The sequence below is a fragment of the Dyella marensis genome, from assembly GCF_049532885.1.
GTDB classification, from domain to species: Bacteria; Pseudomonadota; Gammaproteobacteria; order Xanthomonadales; family Rhodanobacteraceae; genus Dyella_D; species Dyella_D marensis.
In genome coordinates, this window is sequence record NZ_CP064029.1 from 2,698,045 (window position 1) to 2,718,277 (window position 20,233).

Sequence of the window (20,233 nt, forward strand, 5' to 3'; positions counted from 1 at the left end):
ATGGCGCGCCGCGGCGCGTGGAGGTGCTTGTGATCGTCTACGGAACCACCCTGCTCGCCCTGTGCTATCTGGCCGGCCTGCTGCTGGGCGAGGGGCTAGGCCGACTGATCGGCGTGGGCACCAATGTCGGCGGCGTCGGCATCGCCATGCTGCTGCTGATCGCCGCGCGCATCTATCTGCACCGCCGCGGCGCGCTGCCCAGGGAAACCGAGGCCGGCGTCGGCTACTGGGGCGCGATGTACATCCCCGTGGTAGTGGCGATGGCCGCGCAGCAGGATGTGGTCGCCGCCTTGCGCGGCGGTCCCGTAGCCTTGATGGCCGCGCTGGGCGCGGTGCTGGTGTGCGGCGGCTGCATCGCCTTGCTCACCCGCACGGGCCGCGACGACACCTCGCTGCCCGAATCCACCACCGAACAAGCGCTGAGCTGAGGACGCACCCATGCTCGAAATGCTGGACAAGATGCTCAACAAGAACGGGCTGGTCGCGGCATTCGCGATGGTAGGGCTGGTGATGTGGGCCTCCGTGCTGCTGTCGCGCAAGCTCACTTTCGGGCGCGTGCACGGCTCGGCCATCGCGATCCTGATCGGCCTGCTGCTGGCGTACTGGGGCGGCGTGCAGACCGGCGGCCAGCACGGCCTGGCGGACCTGACCCAGTTCGCCGGCATCGGGCTGATGGGCGGCGCCATGCTGCGCGACTTCGCCATCGTCGCCACCGCCTTCGAGGTGCAGGTGGACGAGGCGCGCAAGGCGGGCCTGATCGGCGCGATCTCGCTGCTGCTCGGCACCTTGCTGCCGTTCATCGTCGGTGCGTCCATCGCGCATGCGATGGGCTATCGCGACGCGGTGAGCATGACCACGATCGGCGCCGGCGCGGTCACTTATATCGTGGGGCCGGTAACCGGTGCGGCGATCGGCGCCAGTTCCGACGTGATGGCGCTGAGCATCGCCACCGGGCTGGTCAAGGCGATCATCGTGATGGTCTTTACCCCCGTGGCGGCGCGTGCGCTGGGCTTGTCGACGCCGCGCTCGGCCATGATCTTCGGCGGCCTGGCGGGAACGGTAAGCGGCGTCAGCGCCGGCCTGGCGGCGACCGACCGGCGGCTGGTGCCGTATGGCGCGCTGATCGCCACGTTCCATACGGGCCTCGGTTGCCTGCTTGGACCGTCGGTGCTGTTCCTGGCGACCAAGGCCCTGGTGGGTTGAGCGCGTGGCCGCCGTGCCGAATCCACTGGCGGTGATGGCGGAACGGGAAGCACCGCGTCCGCACGACCTGCTGTGGGCAAGCGACACGCTCGAGGTGCTGCGCTCGCCCTCGCCGCTTCCGGGCTGGGTCGATGCGGCCTGGTTTGCGGCCGCGCCGCTGGTGGTGCGCCGCGAACGTGCGCCAGCGGGCCTGGTGCCGGTGGGCCTGCGCGGCGAGCAGCGCCATCAACGGCATGCCGCTTATCTGCCGGCGAGCGCGATGACAAGGCGCACGCCGCCGGAAATCCTGGCGCGTACGCGCGCGTGGGAACCTTGGGGCGATGCCGCCGGCCATCGCTGCCGCCTTGCCCTGCGCGTGCTGGCACCGCTGCTCGACGAACTGCCCTGGGCCTGGGGCATCACCGGCGGAGCCGGCTTTGCGATCGCGAGCGGCCTGCCGGTGCTGCGCGAAAGCAGCGACCTGGATCTGCTGCTGCGCATCCCGCGGAAGCCGGATCCCGCAGCGCTGCAGAAGCTGTCGCATCATTTCGCTGCAATGCCGATGCGTGTGGATGCGCAGGTGGATACCGGCCACGGCGGTTTCGCGCTGGCCGAGTGGCTGCGCGGCGGCCCGGTGCTGCTGAAGACCGGTGATGGCCCGCGGCTGGTAGCCGATCCCTGGGGCGCGGCGGCGCCATGAGCGTCCTCTTCACCTTTCCCGGCCAGGGCGCGCAGCGGCCCGGCATGCTGCATCGCCTGCCGGATACGCCGGGCGTGCGGGAGACGCTGGATCAGGCCGCCGACGTGCTGGGCCGCTCCATCGATGCGCTGGACGACGAAGCCAGCCTGCGCTCCACCGAGGCCGTGCAGCTGTGCCTGCTGATCGCCGGCGTTGCCGCCGCGCGCCTGCTCGCCACCCTGGGGGCGCTGCCCACCATGGTGTGCGGTTTGTCGGTCGGCGCGTTTCCCGCAGCCGTCACCGCGGGGGCGCTGGATTTTGGCGATGCCTTGCGCCTGGTCGCGCTGCGCGGGCGCCTGATGGAGCAGGCCTATCCGCACGGCTACGGCATGACGGCCATCGATGGCCTCGCCGCTCCCGCCTTGGAATCGCTGCTCGCCGGGCTGCGTGCGGATGGATGGCCGGTCCACCTCGCCAATATCAACAGCGACACCCAGCTGGTCATCGCCGGCAGCGACGAGGCGATGGCCATCGCCGCCGAACAGGCGCGCAAGCTGGGCGCGCGGCGCAGCCAGCGCCTGCGCGTGGCCGTGCCGTCGCATTGCGCCCTGCTCGACGCGGCTGCCGCCGCCTTCGCGCGCGCCTTCGACGGCGTACCGCTGGCGCGGCCGCGCATCGCCTGTCTCAGCGGCAACCTGGCCCGCCCGATGTTCCGTCCCGAACACATCGCCGCCGACCTTGCCGCCAATATGGCGCGTCCGGTGCTATGGCTGGACAGCATGCGCGCGGCCTGGGAGCGCGGCGCGCGGCTGGCCGTCGAAATGCCGCCGGGCCGAACGCTGACCCGCTTGGCCGGGAGCAGCTTCGACGGCCTCGCCATCGCCGTGGATGACCACCGGTTGGACAATGTCGCCGCCGCGGTGGCGGCGGCCACTTCATGAAAAAGCCGGTGGACGCATCGCGCCCACCGGCTTCGCACTCACTTCCCTGCACGATTCACCACCGCCGCAGCGGTGGTTTCGGCATGCTGGTCAGGGAGTCCAGGTTGCCTTCAGCGTCACGCCCGAGAAGGACGTATAGCCGCGGATCATCACGTAGTACGTGCCGGTCGACGGCGTGCTGAAGCTGCAGCTCTCGTTGTTGCCGTTGAGGTACGGACGGCAGTTGAAGCTGGACGTGGTCGGCGCGGAGCCGAACTTCACGTACAGGTCGCCGTCGCCGCTGCCGCCCGAGATCGCGATCTTCAGGTTGCGCGCACCCGCCGGGATCGCCACGGTATAGGCCAGCTGCGTACCGGTGGAGCCCGACAGGCCGGTGACCGGCACGCCGTTCTGCAACGCGGTGCCGCCACCGCCGCCGCCCGAGCAGCTCACGCCCACGGCGGTGAACGCCGCGGTTACGTCGGCCTTGGTGTAGCCCTTGTCCACCGCGGCCTTCTCCACGCCGCAGGCGCCGTCCTTGTAGTCCGACGTCGCGGTCCAGTACACCGCATTGGCGCCTTCGAACACTTCGAACGCCTTGCGGGTGTTCCAGCCGCTGGTCTTGGCCAGCACGCAGAACGCCTTGTTGTACACGCCGCTGGAGTAGTGCACGTCCAGGCCGTCGTAGTAATCGGCCGCGTTGTCGATCGACGAGCCGTCCTGAGTCGGGTTGCACATATAGCGCAGCGCGCCGCTGCTGGACTTGAAGATCTCGGCGCCGACCAGGAAGTCGTTGTTGCCGTTGCGGTCGAAATACTCGGCCGCTTCGCCGGCCATGTCCGAGAACGCCTCGTTCATGCCGCCGGACTGGCCGCTGTACTCCAGGTTGGAGTGCTGTTCGGTGAAGCCGTGGCTGATCTCATGGCCGGTCACGTCCAGCGACACCAGCGGATAGAACGTGGTGGCGCCGTCGCCGAAGGTCATCGAGCTGCCGTCCCAGAAGGCATTCTCGTAGTTGCTGCCGTAATGCACCTTCATCACCAGCACCTGGTTGAGCGGCGGTGCGCCGAACCAGCTCTGGTAGAGGTCATGCACCACGCCGCCGAAGTGGTGGGCGTCGTTGATCGGTGCATAGGCGCCGTTGACGTCCGGCTCGTCGCTGTTGGAGCAGGTGAAGCTCCACAGCGTGCCGGTGCCGCTGGTGGAGTGGTTCATGTTGTAGGTCTTCACGTTCGCGTTCTGGAACGTGCAGGTGCTGCCCGACTGCGTGACATTGAGATACGGATACTGCGTACCGTTGTACTGGTACATGCCGGTCTTGGCGTTGCCGCCAGGGCCGGTGGCATTGGCATTGGTCAGGCCTTCCCACTGCTTGATCACCTGCCCGGTGTTGGCGTCGACGATGGCCGTCGGGCGCGAGGCCTTGGGGCTGTCGACCACATACGAGGTCAGGTACACCAGCCGCGCGCGGCCGCTGGCATCCGGATACACGTACAGGTCGGCGCGCTCGTTGCGCGGCGCCGTCGCGCTGGTCGGCAGGAAGCCCTTGGTGGCGCGCAGCGCCGACAAGGCCTGCGCCGTGCTCAAGCGCGGCGTGACCGAGCTCAGGTCCACCTGCACGTTCTGCAGTACGGCGCCGTCGGCGGTCAGCGAGTTGCCGGCCGCGTCCTGCTCGACCGCGATGCTGCGGCCGTAGACCGGCACGCCCTTGTAGTACTGCTGCATGCGCACCTTCTGCGTGCCTTGCACGGTCTTGACCGCACTGCCCGCGACGAAGGTGTTGTCGGCGCTCAGGCCCAGCTTCGCGGCGAGCTGATTGCCCGGCGCAGCACCCAGGTTTTGCGCCTGGAGATGCTTCATATCAGCTGCATGCACGCTGGTTACGCCGATCAGCCCCATCACGGCGAGCCACAGACATGCACGCTTTTGCCCCATCTTTGCACTATTCATTTGCGGTGTTCTCCAAAGGGTTATGAGAAACCACCGGGCAGCGCGAAACACTCCCCAAAACAGGAACGTTTGCTTGCAAATACGATTGTGAGAAGCAAGCCGTCCCCATTCCTGCCTGTCGGAAAACAGGCAAGAACCTACGCCGCACCGGCGATGCGCTTCTGTGCAAACGAGTTAACAGGAATAGCCGCCGAGCCCCTATTCGACGGCGGGGGGACGCTATCACGCGGGGCGGTCAATGAAACGTGACAATCTACGGTTTACGCAAAGAAGTGCGAACTGGGTCGTGAATCATACGAATCGGCGAGAGAACCTGCTTTTTCGATTGGAGCGATCCAAATTCTTGCGGCGGACTGGCACCGCTTATGGCGTCTTCCAGGCCGCAGTTGTCAACCGATCGCCAAGCGCCGTATCCGCATTTATGCGAGAGCCGGCGCGGTCACCAGCGCCAGGCAGATCAGACGTAACGCGCTGCTGCCATCGTCACGATCGCAATCATCAGCAGGCCGGCAGCGACGCGATGCGCGATCAGGACGCGCGCGGGCAAGACGGCATCGCCAGCTTCGGCGCGCGCCTCGCGCAAGGCGCCGCCCACCACCGCCACCTGCACGATCAGCGCTGCGAAGGCGCTCAACGCGCCGATCATCAGGCTGCGCTCCATCGGTCCGAGGGCTCCTTGATGGATCGTATGCCACAGATAGCCGCCCGTAAGAATGGCAACCGCGGCAGCTCCCATCTGCGGCCGGAACAGGCGCTTCGTTTCACTGCCGCCGGTGCGTGCCAGCGCGGCGGTGCTGCCTGCCCAGAACACGGCGGCGAGAACGTGGAGAGAGATGGCGACGACTAATACGTATGACATCGGATGGCCCCAGCGTGGCGGATACATTGACTATACATGCTGTATATGTAAACGCAAGGGCCGCCGGAACCACGGCATCGGCGCATTAAAAAAGGCCCGCGTCTGCCGCGGGCCTTCGCACTGCGCATGCCGCTTCAAGCGTGCTTATTTGACCGGATGGATCTGCGTAAAGATCACCTGCCACTGCCCGTTGCGTTTCGCCCACACATCGACGAAGCGTCCGCGGAAAGTGAACTCCTTGCCCTGGCTGCTGCCCTTCGCATCCACCATGCCGGCGAGCACCGCGCCATCGCTCCACACCTTGCTGACCTGATCGTAGAGATTGACCGAGATGGTCTTGTTGCCGGGCGCGGTCTGGTCGGCGATGAACTGCGCCTTGGTCAGGTTCTTTCCGGCGGTGCCGGCCAGCGTGTAATCGTCGGCGAGCACGCGTTCGAGTTCGGCCTTGTCGGCCTTGAACTGCGCGACGTCGTAAGCGGTAGCCGCGGCGGCGAGGTCTTTGGGCAGCTTGCTGTAGTCGCCGATTTCCTTGGCTTGTGCCGCGGTGGCGATCAAGGCGACGCAGATCGATGCGAGTACGAGCGATGTACGCATATCCCCTCCCAAGTGGATGTTCACGAGCACGACGAGCCGGAAAATCGGGAACGGAAATCGGGGGAAGCCAAGGCCGGCATTGGACTACCCGCCCGCCGCCGCTGCCTATGGGCCAGAAGTCAGTGGCGGCAACCGGTTGGCCATATCGCCATCCGGATAAAACGGCGAAGGGCCGGATCCTCCCGCAAGAGAAACCGGCCCTTCCCTGCTTCAGCGTTTATGTCTTTCAGGCAGCGCCGAACAGCGCCATGGCCTGCTCGTTGAAGCCGTTGACGAAGCCATGCTCGTTCGGCCCCACGTTGGCGCGGAACGCCTTGGCGTTCTCCACCAGCACTTCGTCCACATCGGTGCCCAGCACCTCGATGGTCTCGGCGATGAACTCGTCCAGCGGCATCGCCTGCTCCGCCTCCTGGCTGTTGAGCAGCTCGGTGCGCACCCACGGCGGCGCGATCTCCAGCACGCGCACGCCAGTGTTGCGCAGCATGAAGCGCTGCGACAGCACATAGGAATGCAAGGCCGCCTTGGTCGCCGAATAGACACCCGACACCGCCAGCGGCACGAAGCCCAGCACCGAGCTGGTGTACGCAACCACCGCGTTCTGTTTGGTCTTCAGATGCTCGATCAGTGCGGACGTCATGCGGATCGGACCGAGCACATTGGTGTCGACAGTTGCGGTGAGCATGGCGTCGTCGACCTTGCCGCCCACGCTGTCGATCTGCATCACGCCGGCGTTATTGATCAGCACGTTCAGATCGGGATGCGTGCGCACCAGCTGCGCGGCGACGCGCTCGATGCTGGCCGGATCGGTGATGTCCAGTTCGACCGCCTCCATGCCGGGGTTGGCTGCGATCACGGCATCGAGATGCCCGCGCCGGCGCCCGGCGATGATTACCTTGTTGCCGCGCCGGTGCAGCGCTTCGGCCAGGCCGCGGCCGATGCCGGAGGCGCCGCCGGTGATGAAGATGGTGTTGCCGCTGAGTTTCATGAGAGGTGTCCTTGCAGGAGGGGATTCACAATGGCGATCACCATTGACGGGGCGTAGAATCCGCTCGCGCCCGGATGATTGTCAATGGCGATCACCATCGTATTTTTTAATCGGTCCGATAGACGGCCACCGGAAAGGAGCACGCCCATGGGCGTCACCAAGCAGCAAGCCATTGAAAACAAAAAGGCTATTGTCGAAGCTGCGGAGAAGCTGTTCCGCGAACGCGGCGTCGCCGCGGTGGGCCTGGCCGAGCTCACCAAGGCCGCCGGCTTTACCCAGGGCGGCTTCTACAACCACTTCAAATCCAAGGACGCCCTGGTCGCCGCCGTGATCGACAAGGCGATGGAAGACGGCGCCACCCTGTTCAACTGCGGCCTGCAGGCCGCCAAAGCCGCCAAGGCCGCGCCGGTGAAGCGGCACGTGGAGTGGTACCTGTCGAAGGAGCACCTGGCCAATATCGAGCAGGGCTGTCCGCTCACCGCGTATGCCGGCGACGTGCGCCGCCTCGGCGCGGAGGCGCGGCAGTCGTATGCGCACGGCCTGCAATGGAATATCGAGCAGTTGGCAAGCCTGATCGACAACGGCGACCCGCAAGCGAAACGCCAGCTGGCGGTGGCGCTTTTCAGCCAGCTGGTGGGCGCCTTGGTGTTGTCGCGCGCGGTGGCCGAGGCGGATCCGGCGCTGGCCGAGGAGATCCTGGAAGCCGGACGCCAGCAGTTGCTGCTGGCGCTGGAGAAGTAAGCGCGGCGCCCCGCTGCCGCTCGCGCCCCGGCGCTAAGATGCCCCTCTCAAGGGGAGCCGGGGGCAGCGATGTGGAAGCGGGTGGCAGGTTACGGCGCACTGCTGGCGGCGGGAACGCTGGCCCTGCAGTGGCTGGACTACCAGCGCATGGCGCGCCTGCACTCCGGCGACATCTATGTGTTCCTGATCGCCGCGGCCTTCCTGGTGCTCGGCATCGTGCTGGGGGTACGGGTATTCGCCAGGCCCGCCGAAGCCCCCGCCTTCGACGGCAACCCCAAGGCGCAGACGGCGCTGGGCCTCAGCGGCCGTGAGCTGGAAGTGCTGCACGAACTGGCCGCCGGCCACTCCAACAAGGAGATCGCCGCGCACCTGCACGTATCGCCGAACACGGTGAAGACCCACGTGGCGCGGCTGTTCGAAAAACTCGGGGCAAAGCGTCGCACCGACGCCATCCGGCGGGCACGCGAGCTGGGCATCGTGCCCTGAGGCCGCTGCTTTTGAGGTGAAAACACCCGAATCATCCATTCGGGCGATTGCCGCAGGACGCCGGATCGCGGCCAATGGCGCCACCATCCATCGCTGAGGAGCAGCACCGTGTTGCGCACCATCCTGAAGTACGGCCTGATCGCCGGCCTGGTCGTCGGCGGCTTCGAACTCGCCACCTTCGTGCTGTTCTCCGGCATGCCGCCGCTGAAGTACGGCATGGTGGTCGGCTACACCACCATGCTGATCGCCCTGAGCGCGGTGTTCGTCGGCATCAAGAGGCACCGCGACGTGGACCGCGGCGGGGTGATCGGCTTCTGGCCCGCGCTCGGGGTCGGGCTGGGCATCAGCTTCATCGCCGGCATCTTCTACGTGGCCGCGTGGGAAGCGGTGCAGTCGATGATGCATATGGATTTCGCCAGCTCCTACGCGCAGGCCATCATCGCCAGCCAGAAGGCCAAGGGCGCGAGCGCCGAGGCGCTGGCGAAACTGACCACCGAGATGGAGGCGTTCAAGGTCCAGTACGCGAACCCCATGTACCGCCTGCCGATGACCTTCGCGGAGATCTTCCCGATCGGGGTGCTGGTGTCGCTGGTCTCGGCGGGGTTGCTGCGCAACAGCCGCTTTCTGGCGGTGCGGCGGGGATAAAGAGCATAAGCTTGAGGTCATGGATCGAAACCTGAAACGGAGAAGAAACGCCATGACCAGGGATGACGCCGAGCGCTTGAACGTGGTGTTCCTGCAGATCGTCGGCCGGCTGGACGAAACCGCGGCTTTTGTGCAGGAAAAAAGCGACAAGACGGAGTGGCACCTTTATCGCCAGGCCGTGGGCAGCGCGATGGCCGGGGTCTTCGAACTCGCGGAGGGGCTATGGGCGCGCTTCCCTGATCTCAGGCCCGAGCAGCTCGGCGGCACTTACCAGGTCGATCTGCTTATCTACGAGCCGCGTTTTTACTGAATTGCGATAAGCAGCGCTTGGAAATGGAACAGGCGCGGTGAAGTATTTTCACCGCGCCCGCTGTTTTCTCCTCTTGGAACTCAGAGCCCGATCGCCGAAACCCGCGTCGCCCAATTACCCAGCGCGCCGCGCGTGCCGCCGCACTGGAACAGCGGCGGCGTCAGGTACTGCGCCAGCGTGCAGGTCTGCGCGATGTACTCCGAAGCCAGCCAGATCGTATTGCCGTCGGCCGCGGCCGCGCCGTAATCGCCCCAGCGCGGACGGTTGTCGCCCAGGTAGGGAATGCCGGTAAAGCCATCCCACGGACCCGCGCCCGCCGCGGCGATATGCACGTCGCCCGCGCCGGCCTTCGCATCCAGGCTGGCATAGCCCGCGCTCGGATAATCGTTCGGTCCGACCACGGTGAACGCGATCACGCCCCGCCCGCTCTGTGTCACGGCTGCCGCGCCGTAGGTGAGGTTGGCATCGGGCAAGGCCAGGGTGCCGTTGGCGAAGATGCCGCCGGAATCCGGATTGATCACGAAGTAGTTGATGCCCGAACCATGGCTGCCATCGCCGAGCAGCACGTCGGTATCCAATGTGCCCCACAGCTTGCCGTTGGCATAGCTCACCTGCTGCATGCGCGAGTCGTTCACCGCCAGGTCGCGTGGCGCGGGATAGACGAAGTTCGGATAGCCGAGGTAGGCCGGTGCGCAACCGGTCAGCGCAAAGCAATCGCGCAACGGCGTACTGCCTGGCTTCTGCTTCGCAAGACTGCTCGGCACGGCATACGGTTGCACGGTCAGCGGTGCCACGTTCAGCGACACGGCTGACGGCGTGGTGTCGATCGCCCGCGTATTCGTCACGGTCCACAGCCACAAGGTGTTGGACGTACCCGAGTCGTAGAACACGGCATCGGAACTCAGCAGGTATTCGGTGCCGTTTTGGCCGCCGGCGTATTGCCCGCCGGAGGAGATGGCCGGCCATACCGTGAATGCGGGCGCCGGGATATCCGGATCGCCGCCGTTGAACATCGCCACATTCGCCGGCTGGCCCGACGCCAGCGCCTGCTTGGAAAGCACGTAGATCTGCGCGCCATAGAAGCCGTCGGCGAACAGCGCGAACTCATTGGTGGTCAGGAAGATCGCGTTGGCGTCGGCGCCGATATGCGGATAGTCGCCCAGGCAGAAGCCGCCCGCGCAGGCGTGATCGGGCGTGCCCTGCGTGCCGTTGTTCTGCACCGGCAAGCGGTAGATGTTCCAGGCGCCGGTGGGGTCGGCGGTCTGGCTGACCGCGATGTCCAGGTGATTGGTGCCGGCGAAGGACGACGTGGTGCCGAAGCGGTCCAGCGTCAGCACGACATGGAACCAGCGCCGCGTGCCCGCATCGTAGTAGCAGCTGGGGTCGGTGATTTCCGGTCCATAGGCGCCCGTGGCGCGATTGATCGCCGCCGGATAGTGATAGAAGGTGTTGAGATCGACCGGCCCGACCAGCTTGTTGCCGGCGCTGCCGTAGATGGCCATCACGTCGTTGACGCTTTCCACGACGAAGCCGTTGCCCGCGCACAGGCCCTGATCCGGCGGCTCGATCGAAAACTGGTTGCCGCCATTGGCATAGCGCTGATCGTGGAAATTCAGGCCGTCGAAGCCGCCGAGCAATTCGGGGCTGGATTTGGCCCGCTTCGCATTCGCCTGCCGGTTGCTGCCGGCATTCCTGTGCGGAAGGCCGCGGTTGATCACCGGTTTCGAGCCGACGTCACCCACGTCGCCCGAATCGGCATCGCCGGCGCTGGTCGCCGGGTCCAGTTCCAGGCTGGTGATCGGTGCGCCGCCCAGCGGCGTGGTGACCGGCACCGTGGTACCGCCGCGTTGCAGTTTCAGCGTGGCTGGCGATGCGCCCAGGGCGCACGTGGCGAACGCCATGGAAGCCATGGCGAAAAGCAATCGAGTCTGCATAGCACTGGGTCTCCCGTTCGTATCGATAGGTGACCGCGCCCCCGGTAGAACGCCCAGATCGGCTGCGCCGACCAGCGCTCGCGCAAGTACGCATAGGTTGCATATGCGTGCGGGGACGATAGGCGCATCGGCCGATCGGCGCCATCGTCCATAAGGCCGGGAACAGCGCTTAAAAGACAGCTATGCGTAAGCCGGGCAGCCCAGGCGGGTTCGCGCTGGCTTCAGCGCTGCGCTCCGGTCGCCGCCATGTGCACGCGCAGGATCCGCCGCAACTCCAGAATCGCCGCCGGCGTCTCCTGCACGCTATGCCACGAAGGCACTGCCAACTCCGACTCGGCACCTTCCAGGTGCGCGCTCTTGTACGGCACCACGCCGTCGCTGCTGTCAGCCAATGGCCCCGGCGGCGTATAGACGCCGACGATGGTGTGGTAGCGCACCGCGGGCGACATCGGCAGATCCGCCGCGGCCATGATGAAAGGATCGGTATCGCTGAGGTTGTCGACGCTGTTGGGAATGCGCACCGGCGTGCCGCCCTCGCCGTCCTTCAGCAGGTCGGCCACGCCCGCCACTTCCTTCAGCACATTGGCCGGCAGGCGGATCAGGTTGGCCATCCAGCGCGCCAGCGTGTTCTGCGCATACGGCGTACCGCGCTGCGGCGAGGCCAGGAATACCGCGCGCGTCACCTGCGGCATCGGCGTGAACTGCAGATACGGCGCCAGCCGCTCGCGCAGGCGCGCCTGCTTTGCCTTCGAGAGATTGTCGCGCGCCGGCATCAGGCTCCACAGCTTGTCGCCGCTGGAGGACACCAGCAGGCGCGCGATCACGCCGCCCATGCTGTGGCCGATCAGCACCACGTTATGGGAAGCCCTCGCCTGCCCGCCCGGATCGAAATGCTGGAAGGTGGCGTCGAGCGCCTTGCGGATATTGGCGAGGTTCACCGCGATCGGCGCATTGGTCGGGTAATAGATTTCCCACACCTGGTAATTGCTGCGCAGCTCCTCGTCGCCCATCACCTCGTTGGATACGTTGATCCATGCCTCCGGGCTGCTGGCCAGGCCGTGCAGCATGACGACGGTCATGCGGCTGGGATCGTAAGGCTGCATCAGCAGCACGCGCGGCGTCTGGATGCCGCCTTCCCTGCCCAGCAGCGAACGGATCGACTGCGTGGCGAAGCCCGAACGCGCCAGCCACACACCGTAGGCCGCGGTGAAGTTGCCGGCCAGCGGCACCTCGTGCCCGGCCACGGTCATGGTGTCGTCGTGATAGGGATCCTCGACCTGCACCGTCGCCCGCCTGGTGGCGCGCACTTCGTCCAGGTTGGCGCCGTCGAACAGGATGGCGCCGGTCATCGACACATAATCGGGATCGCGCCACGGCACATCCCTGGATGGCGCGTCCGGCGGCGCCACCGCTACGAATTCCGAACCGAAACCGTCGCGCCGGTACACATTGCGCACGCCGTTGAAGCGCAGCGTCGAGGCGGGAATCAGCTCCGCCGGATCGGTAGCCGCACCTGCCCAGCGCACCGCCGGCTCGTTGCCGGTGACATGCCAGCCGGCCAGCTCGGCATGCCTGGCATGCCGCTCCAGCCGTGGCAGCTCCTGGAAGAAGCGCGTCATCGAGCGCTGTACGGCAAAGTTGTAGAAGCCGATCACCCGCACCTGGCGCAATTCGAAGGAGCGCTCGGAGGGTTGGCGCTTCGTATAGAACAGGTAGGCATAGGCGTAGCGCCCCGCCTGCAGGTAGGCATCGAGCGCCTGGTCGCTCATCTGGGTATCGCGCGTGCTGCGGTCGGTGCGGATGGCCAGGCCCAGCCACAGTTCGGACAGCGCGGACAGCCGCTGCTCGTCGTCCAGGCCCGGCGAATGCAGCACGGTGTCCACGCAGGCCGGAAAGGCCCGCTCGCAATCGCGCGCCGCCAGCGCCACCACGTTGAGCGACTGCACGGTCTGGTCGCTCAGGCGCCCGGTGCTGATCACGTCGCCGCGCTGCTCGCTCACCGAATCGTGGGCATTGATGCGGCTGACGCCGACCATGGCGCAGCCGTGCAGGCATAGCAGGGCAGCCAGCACGACGCAGCGCGCGAGCAAGGCGTGGCTTGGGTGTTTCATGCGTGCACAGGCCCTTGGGTGCTTCGGAATGAAGCACGCGTGGGCGGATTTTGTCACAGGAAGGTTGCCGTTCCGCAGGGCACCCCCTCCCCTGCGTTACGCCTGTTCGGCGCGAATCGCCGCCAGCGAGCGGCGCTGGTTGCCTTGCTCGTCGAAATTGGCAGGCGCCAGCCAGGCGTCGAAAGCCGCCGACAGCGCCGGCCAATCGCGGTCCGTCATGGCGAACCATGCGGTGTCGCGGTTGCGCCCCTTGTAGACGACGGCCTGGCGGAAGGTGCCTTCGTACTGGAAGCCGAGCCGTGCGGCGGCCGCGCGCGAAGGCGCGTTGAGGTCGTCGCATTTCCATTCGTAGCGGCGGTAACCCAGCCCGTCGAATACATAAGTCATCAGCAGGTATTGCGCTTCCGTCGATACCGGCGTGCGCTTCAGTGCCGGCGAGAACGCCACGAAGCCGACTTCGATCGAGCCGTTGGCCGGGTCGATGCGCAGCAGCGCAAGGGTGCCGACCGCGCGGCCGCTGGCGCGATCGATCACCGCGTAATGCAACGGGTCCGCGCTCGCTTCCACTTTGTGCGCGTGGACCAGGTAACTGGCTTCGTCCTCGAACGGACCGACGGACATATAGGTCCAGTCGCGCCCGTCGGGAGCCATGGCGTAGGCGGCATACAGCTCGGCCCCGTGGCGTTGCGCATCGAGCGGTTCGAGGCGGCAGTAGCGGCCGTCGAGCGTCACGCGGCCGGGGCGCGGGCGTGGGGTCCAGCCGGGCACGGGCAGTCCGATGGGTTGTCCGTAGGTGTTGGCGGTGTGGGACAAGGCGCGGTCTCGCTGGGTGGAGCCGGCGGCGGGCCGGCGTGTTTGAAGATCGTAGGCAGGCCTAGGTACCATGAAAAGCGCCAGATCATGGCAGTTTTATGGTGCCACACGATGACGCTTCCCCGTGCCCACCGTCCGACCCGCCAGCAGCCATTGGATGCACCGCTATCGCGCGCCCGCAGCGCTCCATCGCTGCAACGCCAATTGCTGCTGCGGCTGCGCGAAGCCGTGCTCGGCGGCACGCTGCCGGCCGGCAGTCCCTTGCCGGGAACACGCGCGCTGGCGGAGGCGCTCGGCATCTCGCGCAACACCGTCATGGCCGTCTACGAGCAACTGCTGGCCGAAGGATTCGTGCAATCCGACCGGCGCGGCACGCGCGTCACCGAGCTGACCCGGCCGGCGCGCACCAGGCAGGCGGCGGCGCCGCCGGTGGTTGCGCGCAGGGTGGCGAACCTGCGTCCACGCGCAGCCACGCCACCCGCGCACGAGGGCGGCCATTTCCGGCCCGGCGTGCCGGCGCTCGCGCAATTCCCCACCGGCACATGGCGGCGCGCACTCGATCGCGCCATGCGCGACCGCGGCCCCGCCGCACTGGGCTATGGCGACCCGGCCGGCGAACCCGCATTGCGCGCGGCGATCGCGCGGCATCTCGCCGTCACCCGCGGCGTGCACTGCGAACCGGCCCAGATCGTGGTGACCGAAGGCGCGCAGGACGCGCTGGCCTTGTGCATGCAGTTGCTGACCAATCCGGGCGACGTGGCCTGGACCGAGGAACCCGGCTATCGCGGTGCCCGCACGGCCATGCATGCCGGCGACCTGGAGGTGGTACCGGTGCGCGTCGACGCGCAAGGCATGTGCGTGGAGGCTGCCGAGGCGAACGCGCCGGCGCCGCGGATCATCTATACGACGCCGTCCAATCAATATCCCACCGGCGCGGTGCTCTCGGTCGCCCGCCGCCTCACGCTGATTGAAACGGCGCGCCGCCATGGCGCCTGGGTGATCGAGGACGACTACGACAGCGAGTTTCGCCACACCGGCGAACCGGTGGGCGCGATGCAAGGCCTCGTGGCCGATGCACCCGTGCTGTACCTGGGCTCCTTCAGCAAGACCATGTTTCCCGCGCTGCGGATCGGCTTCCTCGTACTGCCGCGTGCCTTGATGCCCGTCGTCGCCGATGCGCTGCGCGAACTGCAGCGCGGTGCGCAACGCCATGCGCAACTGGCGCTCGCCGATTTCATCGACAGCGGCGAGTACGCGCGCCACCTAGGGCGCATGCGGCGCTTGTATCGCGACCGGCGGCAGGCGCTGCTACAGGCACTGGAACGCGTTTTTTCCATCGAACATCAGGTCGAGGGCGGACCCTGCGGCCTGCATCTGATGGTGCGGCTGCCGGCACGTTATCCGGATCGCGAACTGGTCGGCGCAGCGCGAGCGCACGGCGTGGGTGCACTCGCGCTGTCCTCGTTCATCAGGAAGCCAGGCTCAGCCGACAACGGCCTGGTGCTGGGGTACGGCAATACGCCCGAACATCTGTACCAGCCGTTGCTGCGTACCCTGGCGAAGCTCGCCCGAGGCATCGGCACGCGCTGAGCACCGATGCACGGGCGCCATCGGATTCAAGCCGGCCCCGCGGTATCGCCGAGATAATCCGGCAAATGGACCGGCGGCAAGATCCTGGCCGCCGCCATCCATTCGACGACCGCCGGCCGCTGCAGCAGCGCATCCATCCACGCCTTCACATGCCGCCAGCGCGCGGGCACTTCCACATGGCTGAAAATGCGCATGACGGTAGGTACGAAACCGAGATCGGCCAGGCATGGCGCACCCATCAAGAACGGGCCGCCCGAGCGGTCGAGATAATCGCCCCATACCGTGAGCAATCGTTCCGCCGCGATTTTCTCAGCCTCGGAGGCCTGCCTTTTTTGCGGGTAGAAGACGCTCTCGAACGACAACGCCGGGCAAATGCGTCCGACATCGCTGTGCTGCCAGGCAAGCAGCGAACGGGCCACCGCCCTGGCCTTCGCCTCCGCGGGCCAGAGATGGCCACCACCGAGCTCGTTGGCGTATTCCATGATGGCCAGCGAGTCGAAGATCGCCGTGTCGCCATCGATCAGAGCCGGCACGGCCGCCGTCGGGGAAACGCGCCCGACGCGTGCCAGCGCTTCGCCGCGCGCCGGCTGGCGCAGATCGATGTCCACCTCGTCGAAAGCCAGCCCCGCCTCCTTCAGCGCGAGCCATGCGCGCAACGACCAGCTCGATGCGTTCTTCGTGCCGCAATAGAAAAGCAAGGCGGATCTCCTGCCTGGACAATCGGCAGATTATCCGCCCGGCTGGCGCGCCATGGTCAATCGGCCGGTCGCTGCTTGTGGAAGATTTTCAACCTGGCCGCCACGGCGCGCCGATGCTCATCGCGTGGACATCACGCCTGCGGCAGCGGCGGCAGGATCGCCTCGTTGCGCCCGCGCTCGGCGACCAGCGTCCAGATCTCCTGCGCGATGTCGTCCGGATCCATGGTGGGCAGGTCGCCTTCGAGCTTGATCCCTTGCGCTTCCAGTGCGAGCTTGCCTGCCGAACGATCGATCATCGCGCCGATGCTCACTGAGGCCGCATAGATGCCCTGGCCTTTCGCCTCGGCATTCAGCGCGAGCGCATAGTTGCGCGCCGCCGCCATCAAGGGACTGAAGGCGGTCAAGCCCGGCACGGGAAGCACGGCGGAAAGACCGCTGACGATGACCACCGCGCCTTCGCCACGCTTCAGTTGCGCGGGCAGAACCGCACGCGCCACTTCCACAGGCCCATACATGAAAACGTCGGCGGCCGACTTCAGGACCGATGCGGATACCTCCGCCGCGGGAATGAAGTCGAAGATCGACGGCACCGGCGCGTAGACGGCTACGTCGATTGCGCCGAAGCGCTGCTCGATTGCCTGGACCAGTGCGGGGATGCCGTCGAGCTGGCCGAGGTCCGCGGTAAACGCCGCCGCCTCGATGCCGGCGCTTGCCAACTCGGCCACGCGCTCCTGCAACGGGGCTGCCCGGCGCGCCACCAGCGCCACCCGATAGCCATCTCTGCCGAACCGGGCCGCCAGCGACGCGCCGAGGCCCGGACCGGCGCCGAAAATGGCGATAGTCTTTTTGTAAGTCATTGAATATTCCTTAAGGGTAGAATAGGAACCAGGTAACTAATGATTCGTGAGTTACCGAACCACACCAGGGATGGTATGGACGCCGTTCCCCGTCCCACAAGAAGGCACATGCATGTCACCGACGCACACCGGCATCACCGAGGCGACCCGTCCCACCGTCGACAACTGCCGCGCCACGCGCGAAATCCTCGACCGCATCGCCGACAAATGGAGCTTGTTCGTGATCGCGATGCTTCGCGACGGGCCGCGGCGCTTCAATGAACTGCGCAGGGATGTAACGGGGATTTCGCAGCGCATGCTGACGCTGACGTTGCGCACGCTGGAGCGCGATGGCCTGGTGACGCGGACGATGTATCCGACGATCCCGCCGCGAGTGGATTATGAGTTGACGGAACTGGCGAAGGGTTTGCTGGGGCCGGTGATGGGCCTGGTGATGTGGGCGGAGACGAACAAGGAAACCATCACCGCGGCGCGAAAGGCGTTCGATGACGAAGCGCAGGCAGGCGCTACCCTCTCGGCTCCGCGGGCAGCGCAGCCGTGGAAGTGAGTTGGCCCGGCTGTCAGTCGACGCGCTGACCGAACCATCGAGCGGCTGCGTTCTCCGCTTCGCCAGAATGCGGCATGCCTTCGCTCGCCCAGGCGACGAAACCATCGGGCCGGACCAGGACAGCGCTCACGCCCAGGCTGTTTTTCGCATGGCTTGAGATATAGGCGACCCGATCGCCCCAACGTTCCGCCAACGCTTGAAGCGGTGCGCTTGCATCGAAATCGACGACGAGGCCCTTGCCCGCTTTCAGCCATTCCCCAAGCCTGGTTCCATCGGCAAGCTCGAAATCCGGCGCGCTATATCCCATCAGCGGGTGGCTTTCGCCGAGGTCATAGCGAAGCGCCACGCCCCATACGCGCTCGGCGAAATACGTCGCGCCGTCGCGCGTATCGATCAGGTCGCGGATGATCGCCTCCAGCGCACGCGAGCTGGCACTCGGCCGCATCAGCGCCACCTGCGCACGCGACCAGTCCAGCACCTTGGCGCCTATCGGATGGCGTTCGCTGGTGTAGGTATCGAGCAGACCTTCGGGTGCGTGGCCGTGGATGGTGGCGGCGAGTTTCCATCCGAGGTTCATCGCGTCGCCGATACCGAGGTTGAGGCCCTGCCCGCCCAGCGGCGAATGGATGTGCGCGGCGTCGCCGGCGAGCAGCACGCGTCCGTTGCGATATGCCGTCGCCTGTCTGGCGCGATCCGTCCAGGTGGTTGCCAGGCGCAGGGCGGTGACGGTGACCTCCACGCCGGAGACGCGGCGCAGCACGGCCTGCACGTGTTCGTGCGCGACCGGATGGGTGCGGTGATAAGCACCGCCGTCGAAGTCGACCATCGCGATCGTTCCGGGTGCCGTGTAGGTGTACATGCCCGTGGCGGTGTAATGGCGCCCGGAGCGGAGCTGGTCCGGATTAGCGAGTTCGACTTCGACCGAGTAACCGGTGAATTCCGGATCGGTGCCGGCAAACTCGAAGCCGCCCAGCTTGCGCACCTTGCTGCGTCCACCATCGCAGCCGACCAGCCAGCGTCCGTGAAAAGTTTCGCCTCCCGCGCGAATGGCCACGCCGTCATCCGACTGCTCGAAGCCGTCGACGGCAAAGCCACGCCGCACCTCCGCTCCCAACGCGTTCGCACGCGCGGCCAAAGCGGCTTCGAGGGATTCCAGCTCGATCATCATGCTGGTGCCCGCCGGCGTGGGCAGGCGGTACGGCCACTTCGAAGTGTCGACCTGGTCCTGATAGAACTGGATGCCGGCGAAATGCCCCGCCGGCTGGCGCGGCTGGCCCAGCCAATGCGCCGCTGCCGTGCCGTTGGCACCATCCCTTGAAAGTTTCGGCACGGGAATCCCGTCCAGCAGACCGCGGCGATAGAACGCTTCGATGGTAGGCGCGGACAGGCCGCGCATGCCGAACGGCAGGCGCTTCAGCGGCGAATGCGGATCCTCGGCCTGCTCCAGCACCAGCACCGAGACATGGGCCAGGCGCAGCTCGCAGGCGAGGAACAGGCCGACCGGGCCGGCTCCGGCGATAACGACGTCGTAGATCAAGGCGATTTCCTTGGGCGGAGGCCGGATTGAAGGAGGTGTCGGATGCCCGGCCAAAATGTTACACTGAGTGTAAGTTTTGCGGGACGAGCATCGACATGTCAAATCCACCCGGTCTGCGGGACAGCAAGAAGGCAGCCACGCGCCAGATGATTTCGGACGTGGCGACGCTGCTTTTCGTCGAACGCGGCTTCGAGAACGTCTCCGTGGACGAGATCGCACAGGAAGCCGGCGTCTCCCGCAAAACCGTGTTCAATTACTTCCCGCGCAAGGAAGACATGGTGTTCGACCGCGAGGACGAAAGCCGTGAGCTGGTGCGCCAGGCCATCGCCGCCAACGGAGACCAGCCGCCTGTGCTGGTATTCCAGGCCTTGATGCGTGCATTGCTGGATGAGCAGCACCCGATGTTCCGCATCAACAAGCGCCCCATCCAGTTCTGGAGCACCGTCGCCGACAGCCCCGCACTCACCGTGCGTGCGCGCGAGCTGCAGGGCACGCTGGCCGACGATCTGGCGGCGATGCTCGCCGATGCCGTCGGCCGCACGCACGCCGATCCCGAAGCGCGCCTTGCGGCGACCATGCTGGTCGGCACGCTGGTGGTGGCATATGGCGAAGCGCTGCGCGCCTTCCGCGCGAAGCGGAAGGCGCGCGAGGCATTCGCGAGGGTGATGGAACGCGGCTTCGCCGGCGTGAACGCCGCACTCTCAGCCACCCCCTACATCGAAGCCAGCACCCCAAGGTAGGTTGGAGTGAACGCAGCGAACTCCAACAGGAACGCCACGGCCGGGCGCCCGTTGG

The 20,233-nt window shown here is 66.5% G+C and carries 21 protein-coding genes; 11 read left to right on the forward strand and 10 right to left on the reverse strand.

Annotated features, from left to right (window positions below; all coding sequences use genetic code 11):
• Nucleotides 1-29: 29 nt before the first annotated feature.
• From madL to mdcH, 4 genes are read left to right on the forward strand one after another with little or no spacing between them, the layout of a single operon-like run.
• Nucleotides 30-428, forward strand: coding sequence for a malonate transporter subunit MadL (gene madL / locus ISN75_RS11625; protein ID WP_167256128.1), 399 nt, complete (start codon nt 30-32; stop codon nt 426-428).
• 10 nt (nt 429-438) lie between these two features.
• Nucleotides 439-1,203 carry a malonate transporter subunit MadM gene (madM, locus tag ISN75_RS11630; RefSeq protein WP_167256130.1) on the forward strand — a complete coding sequence of 255 codons (765 nt, stop codon included), beginning with the start codon at nt 439-441 and terminating at the stop codon, nt 1,201-1,203.
• Between the two features lie 4 nt (nt 1,204-1,207).
• A complete protein-coding gene (locus ISN75_RS11635; RefSeq protein ID WP_343820210.1) occupies nt 1,208-1,882 on the forward strand; it encodes a malonate decarboxylase holo-ACP synthase in 675 nt (224 codons plus the stop codon).
• Nucleotides 1,879-2,802 carry a malonate decarboxylase subunit epsilon gene (gene mdcH, locus ISN75_RS11640; RefSeq protein WP_343820212.1) on the forward strand — a complete coding sequence of 308 codons (924 nt, stop codon included), beginning with the start codon at nt 1,879-1,881 and terminating at the stop codon, nt 2,800-2,802. Before ISN75_RS11635 ends, mdcH begins: the two co-directional genes overlap by 4 nt.
• Nucleotides 2,803-2,892: 90 nt before the next feature.
• Here the strand turns inward: mdcH and ISN75_RS11645 are convergent, their stop codons facing one another.
• The 4 genes from ISN75_RS11645 to ISN75_RS11660 all read right to left on the reverse strand — a co-directional run bounded on the left by ISN75_RS11645 (nt 2,893) and on the right by ISN75_RS11660 (nt 7,169).
• Nucleotides 2,893-4,641: a M4 family metallopeptidase gene (locus tag ISN75_RS11645; protein WP_246866766.1), complete on the reverse strand. Its 1,749-nt coding sequence runs from the start codon at nt 4,639-4,641 to the stop codon at nt 2,893-2,895.
• A 547-nt stretch (nt 4,642-5,188) separates the two neighbouring features.
• On the reverse strand, nt 5,189-5,590 hold the full coding sequence (locus ISN75_RS11650) for a hypothetical protein (protein WP_167256136.1): 402 nt from the start codon (nt 5,588-5,590) through the stop codon (nt 5,189-5,191).
• 144 nt (nt 5,591-5,734) lie between these two features.
• A complete protein-coding gene (locus ISN75_RS11655) occupies nt 5,735-6,184 on the reverse strand; it encodes a nuclear transport factor 2 family protein (protein ID WP_167256138.1) in 450 nt (149 codons plus the stop codon).
• A gap of 226 nt (nt 6,185-6,410) precedes the next feature.
• Complete coding sequence (locus tag ISN75_RS11660; protein ID WP_343820214.1) at nt 6,411-7,169, reverse strand: SDR family oxidoreductase; 759 nt, start codon at nt 7,167-7,169, stop codon at nt 6,411-6,413.
• A 147-nt stretch (nt 7,170-7,316) separates the two neighbouring features.
• Between ISN75_RS11660 and ISN75_RS11665 the strand changes: the two genes are divergently transcribed.
• The 4 genes from ISN75_RS11665 to ISN75_RS11680 all read left to right on the forward strand — a co-directional run bounded on the left by ISN75_RS11665 (nt 7,317) and on the right by ISN75_RS11680 (nt 9,351).
• Nucleotides 7,317-7,910: a TetR/AcrR family transcriptional regulator gene (locus ISN75_RS11665; RefSeq protein WP_168648694.1), complete on the forward strand. Its 594-nt coding sequence runs from the start codon at nt 7,317-7,319 to the stop codon at nt 7,908-7,910.
• Between the two features lie 69 nt (nt 7,911-7,979).
• Nucleotides 7,980-8,396: a LuxR C-terminal-related transcriptional regulator gene (locus ISN75_RS11670; RefSeq protein ID WP_167256143.1), complete on the forward strand. Its 417-nt coding sequence runs from the start codon at nt 7,980-7,982 to the stop codon at nt 8,394-8,396.
• A 108-nt stretch (nt 8,397-8,504) separates the two neighbouring features.
• Nucleotides 8,505-9,041, forward strand: coding sequence for a DUF4199 domain-containing protein (locus ISN75_RS11675; protein WP_168648696.1), 537 nt, complete (start codon nt 8,505-8,507; stop codon nt 9,039-9,041).
• A 52-nt stretch (nt 9,042-9,093) separates the two neighbouring features.
• Entirely contained in the window at nt 9,094-9,351 is a 258-nt protein-coding gene (locus tag ISN75_RS11680) for a hypothetical protein (RefSeq protein ID WP_167256147.1), read from the forward strand.
• An 80-nt stretch (nt 9,352-9,431) separates the two neighbouring features.
• Here the strand turns inward: ISN75_RS11680 and ISN75_RS11685 are convergent, their stop codons facing one another.
• The 3 genes from ISN75_RS11685 to ISN75_RS11695 all read right to left on the reverse strand — a co-directional run bounded on the left by ISN75_RS11685 (nt 9,432) and on the right by ISN75_RS11695 (nt 14,209).
• Nucleotides 9,432-11,252, reverse strand: a complete 1,821-nt coding sequence (locus ISN75_RS11685) for a hypothetical protein (protein ID WP_343820217.1) — start codon at nt 11,250-11,252, stop codon at nt 9,432-9,434.
• 254 nt (nt 11,253-11,506) lie between these two features.
• Nucleotides 11,507-13,396, reverse strand: a complete 1,890-nt coding sequence (locus ISN75_RS11690) for an esterase/lipase family protein (protein WP_343820219.1) — start codon at nt 13,394-13,396, stop codon at nt 11,507-11,509.
• A gap of 96 nt (nt 13,397-13,492) precedes the next feature.
• Entirely contained in the window at nt 13,493-14,209 is a 717-nt protein-coding gene (locus ISN75_RS11695) for a GNAT family protein (RefSeq protein WP_343820220.1), read from the reverse strand.
• 111 nt (nt 14,210-14,320) lie between these two features.
• Here ISN75_RS11695 and ISN75_RS11700 point away from each other — a divergent pair, with 111 nt between their 5' ends.
• The gene (locus ISN75_RS11700) at nt 14,321-15,799 is read left to right on the forward strand and encodes a PLP-dependent aminotransferase family protein (protein WP_343820222.1); all 1,479 of its coding nucleotides are present in this window, start codon (nt 14,321-14,323) and stop codon (nt 15,797-15,799) included.
• Nucleotides 15,800-15,825: 26 nt separating this feature from the next.
• Here ISN75_RS11700 and ISN75_RS11705 read toward each other — a convergent pair whose 3' ends face one another.
• Together ISN75_RS11705 and ISN75_RS11710 are read right to left on the reverse strand one after the other, a co-directional pair.
• The gene (locus ISN75_RS11705; protein ID WP_343820223.1) at nt 15,826-16,497 is read right to left on the reverse strand and encodes a glutathione S-transferase family protein; all 672 of its coding nucleotides are present in this window, start codon (nt 16,495-16,497) and stop codon (nt 15,826-15,828) included.
• Nucleotides 16,498-16,628: 131 nt separating this feature from the next.
• Nucleotides 16,629-17,354, reverse strand: coding sequence for an SDR family NAD(P)-dependent oxidoreductase (locus ISN75_RS11710; protein WP_343820225.1), 726 nt, complete (start codon nt 17,352-17,354; stop codon nt 16,629-16,631).
• Between the two features lie 112 nt (nt 17,355-17,466).
• Between ISN75_RS11710 and ISN75_RS11715 the strand changes: the two genes are divergently transcribed.
• Nucleotides 17,467-17,901: a helix-turn-helix domain-containing protein gene (locus ISN75_RS11715; protein ID WP_343820226.1), complete on the forward strand. Its 435-nt coding sequence runs from the start codon at nt 17,467-17,469 to the stop codon at nt 17,899-17,901.
• 13 nt (nt 17,902-17,914) lie between these two features.
• Here ISN75_RS11715 and ISN75_RS11720 read toward each other — a convergent pair whose 3' ends face one another.
• Nucleotides 17,915-19,438, reverse strand: coding sequence for an FAD-dependent monooxygenase (locus ISN75_RS11720; RefSeq protein ID WP_343820316.1), 1,524 nt, complete (start codon nt 19,436-19,438; stop codon nt 17,915-17,917).
• A gap of 95 nt (nt 19,439-19,533) precedes the next feature.
• On the opposite strand from ISN75_RS11720, the gene ISN75_RS11725 reads away from it, so the two are divergent.
• Nucleotides 19,534-20,178 (forward strand): TetR/AcrR family transcriptional regulator, encoded by a 645-nt coding sequence (locus ISN75_RS11725; protein ID WP_343820228.1) that lies wholly within the window; start codon nt 19,534-19,536, stop codon nt 20,176-20,178.
• Nucleotides 20,179-20,233: the final 55 nt, after the last annotated feature.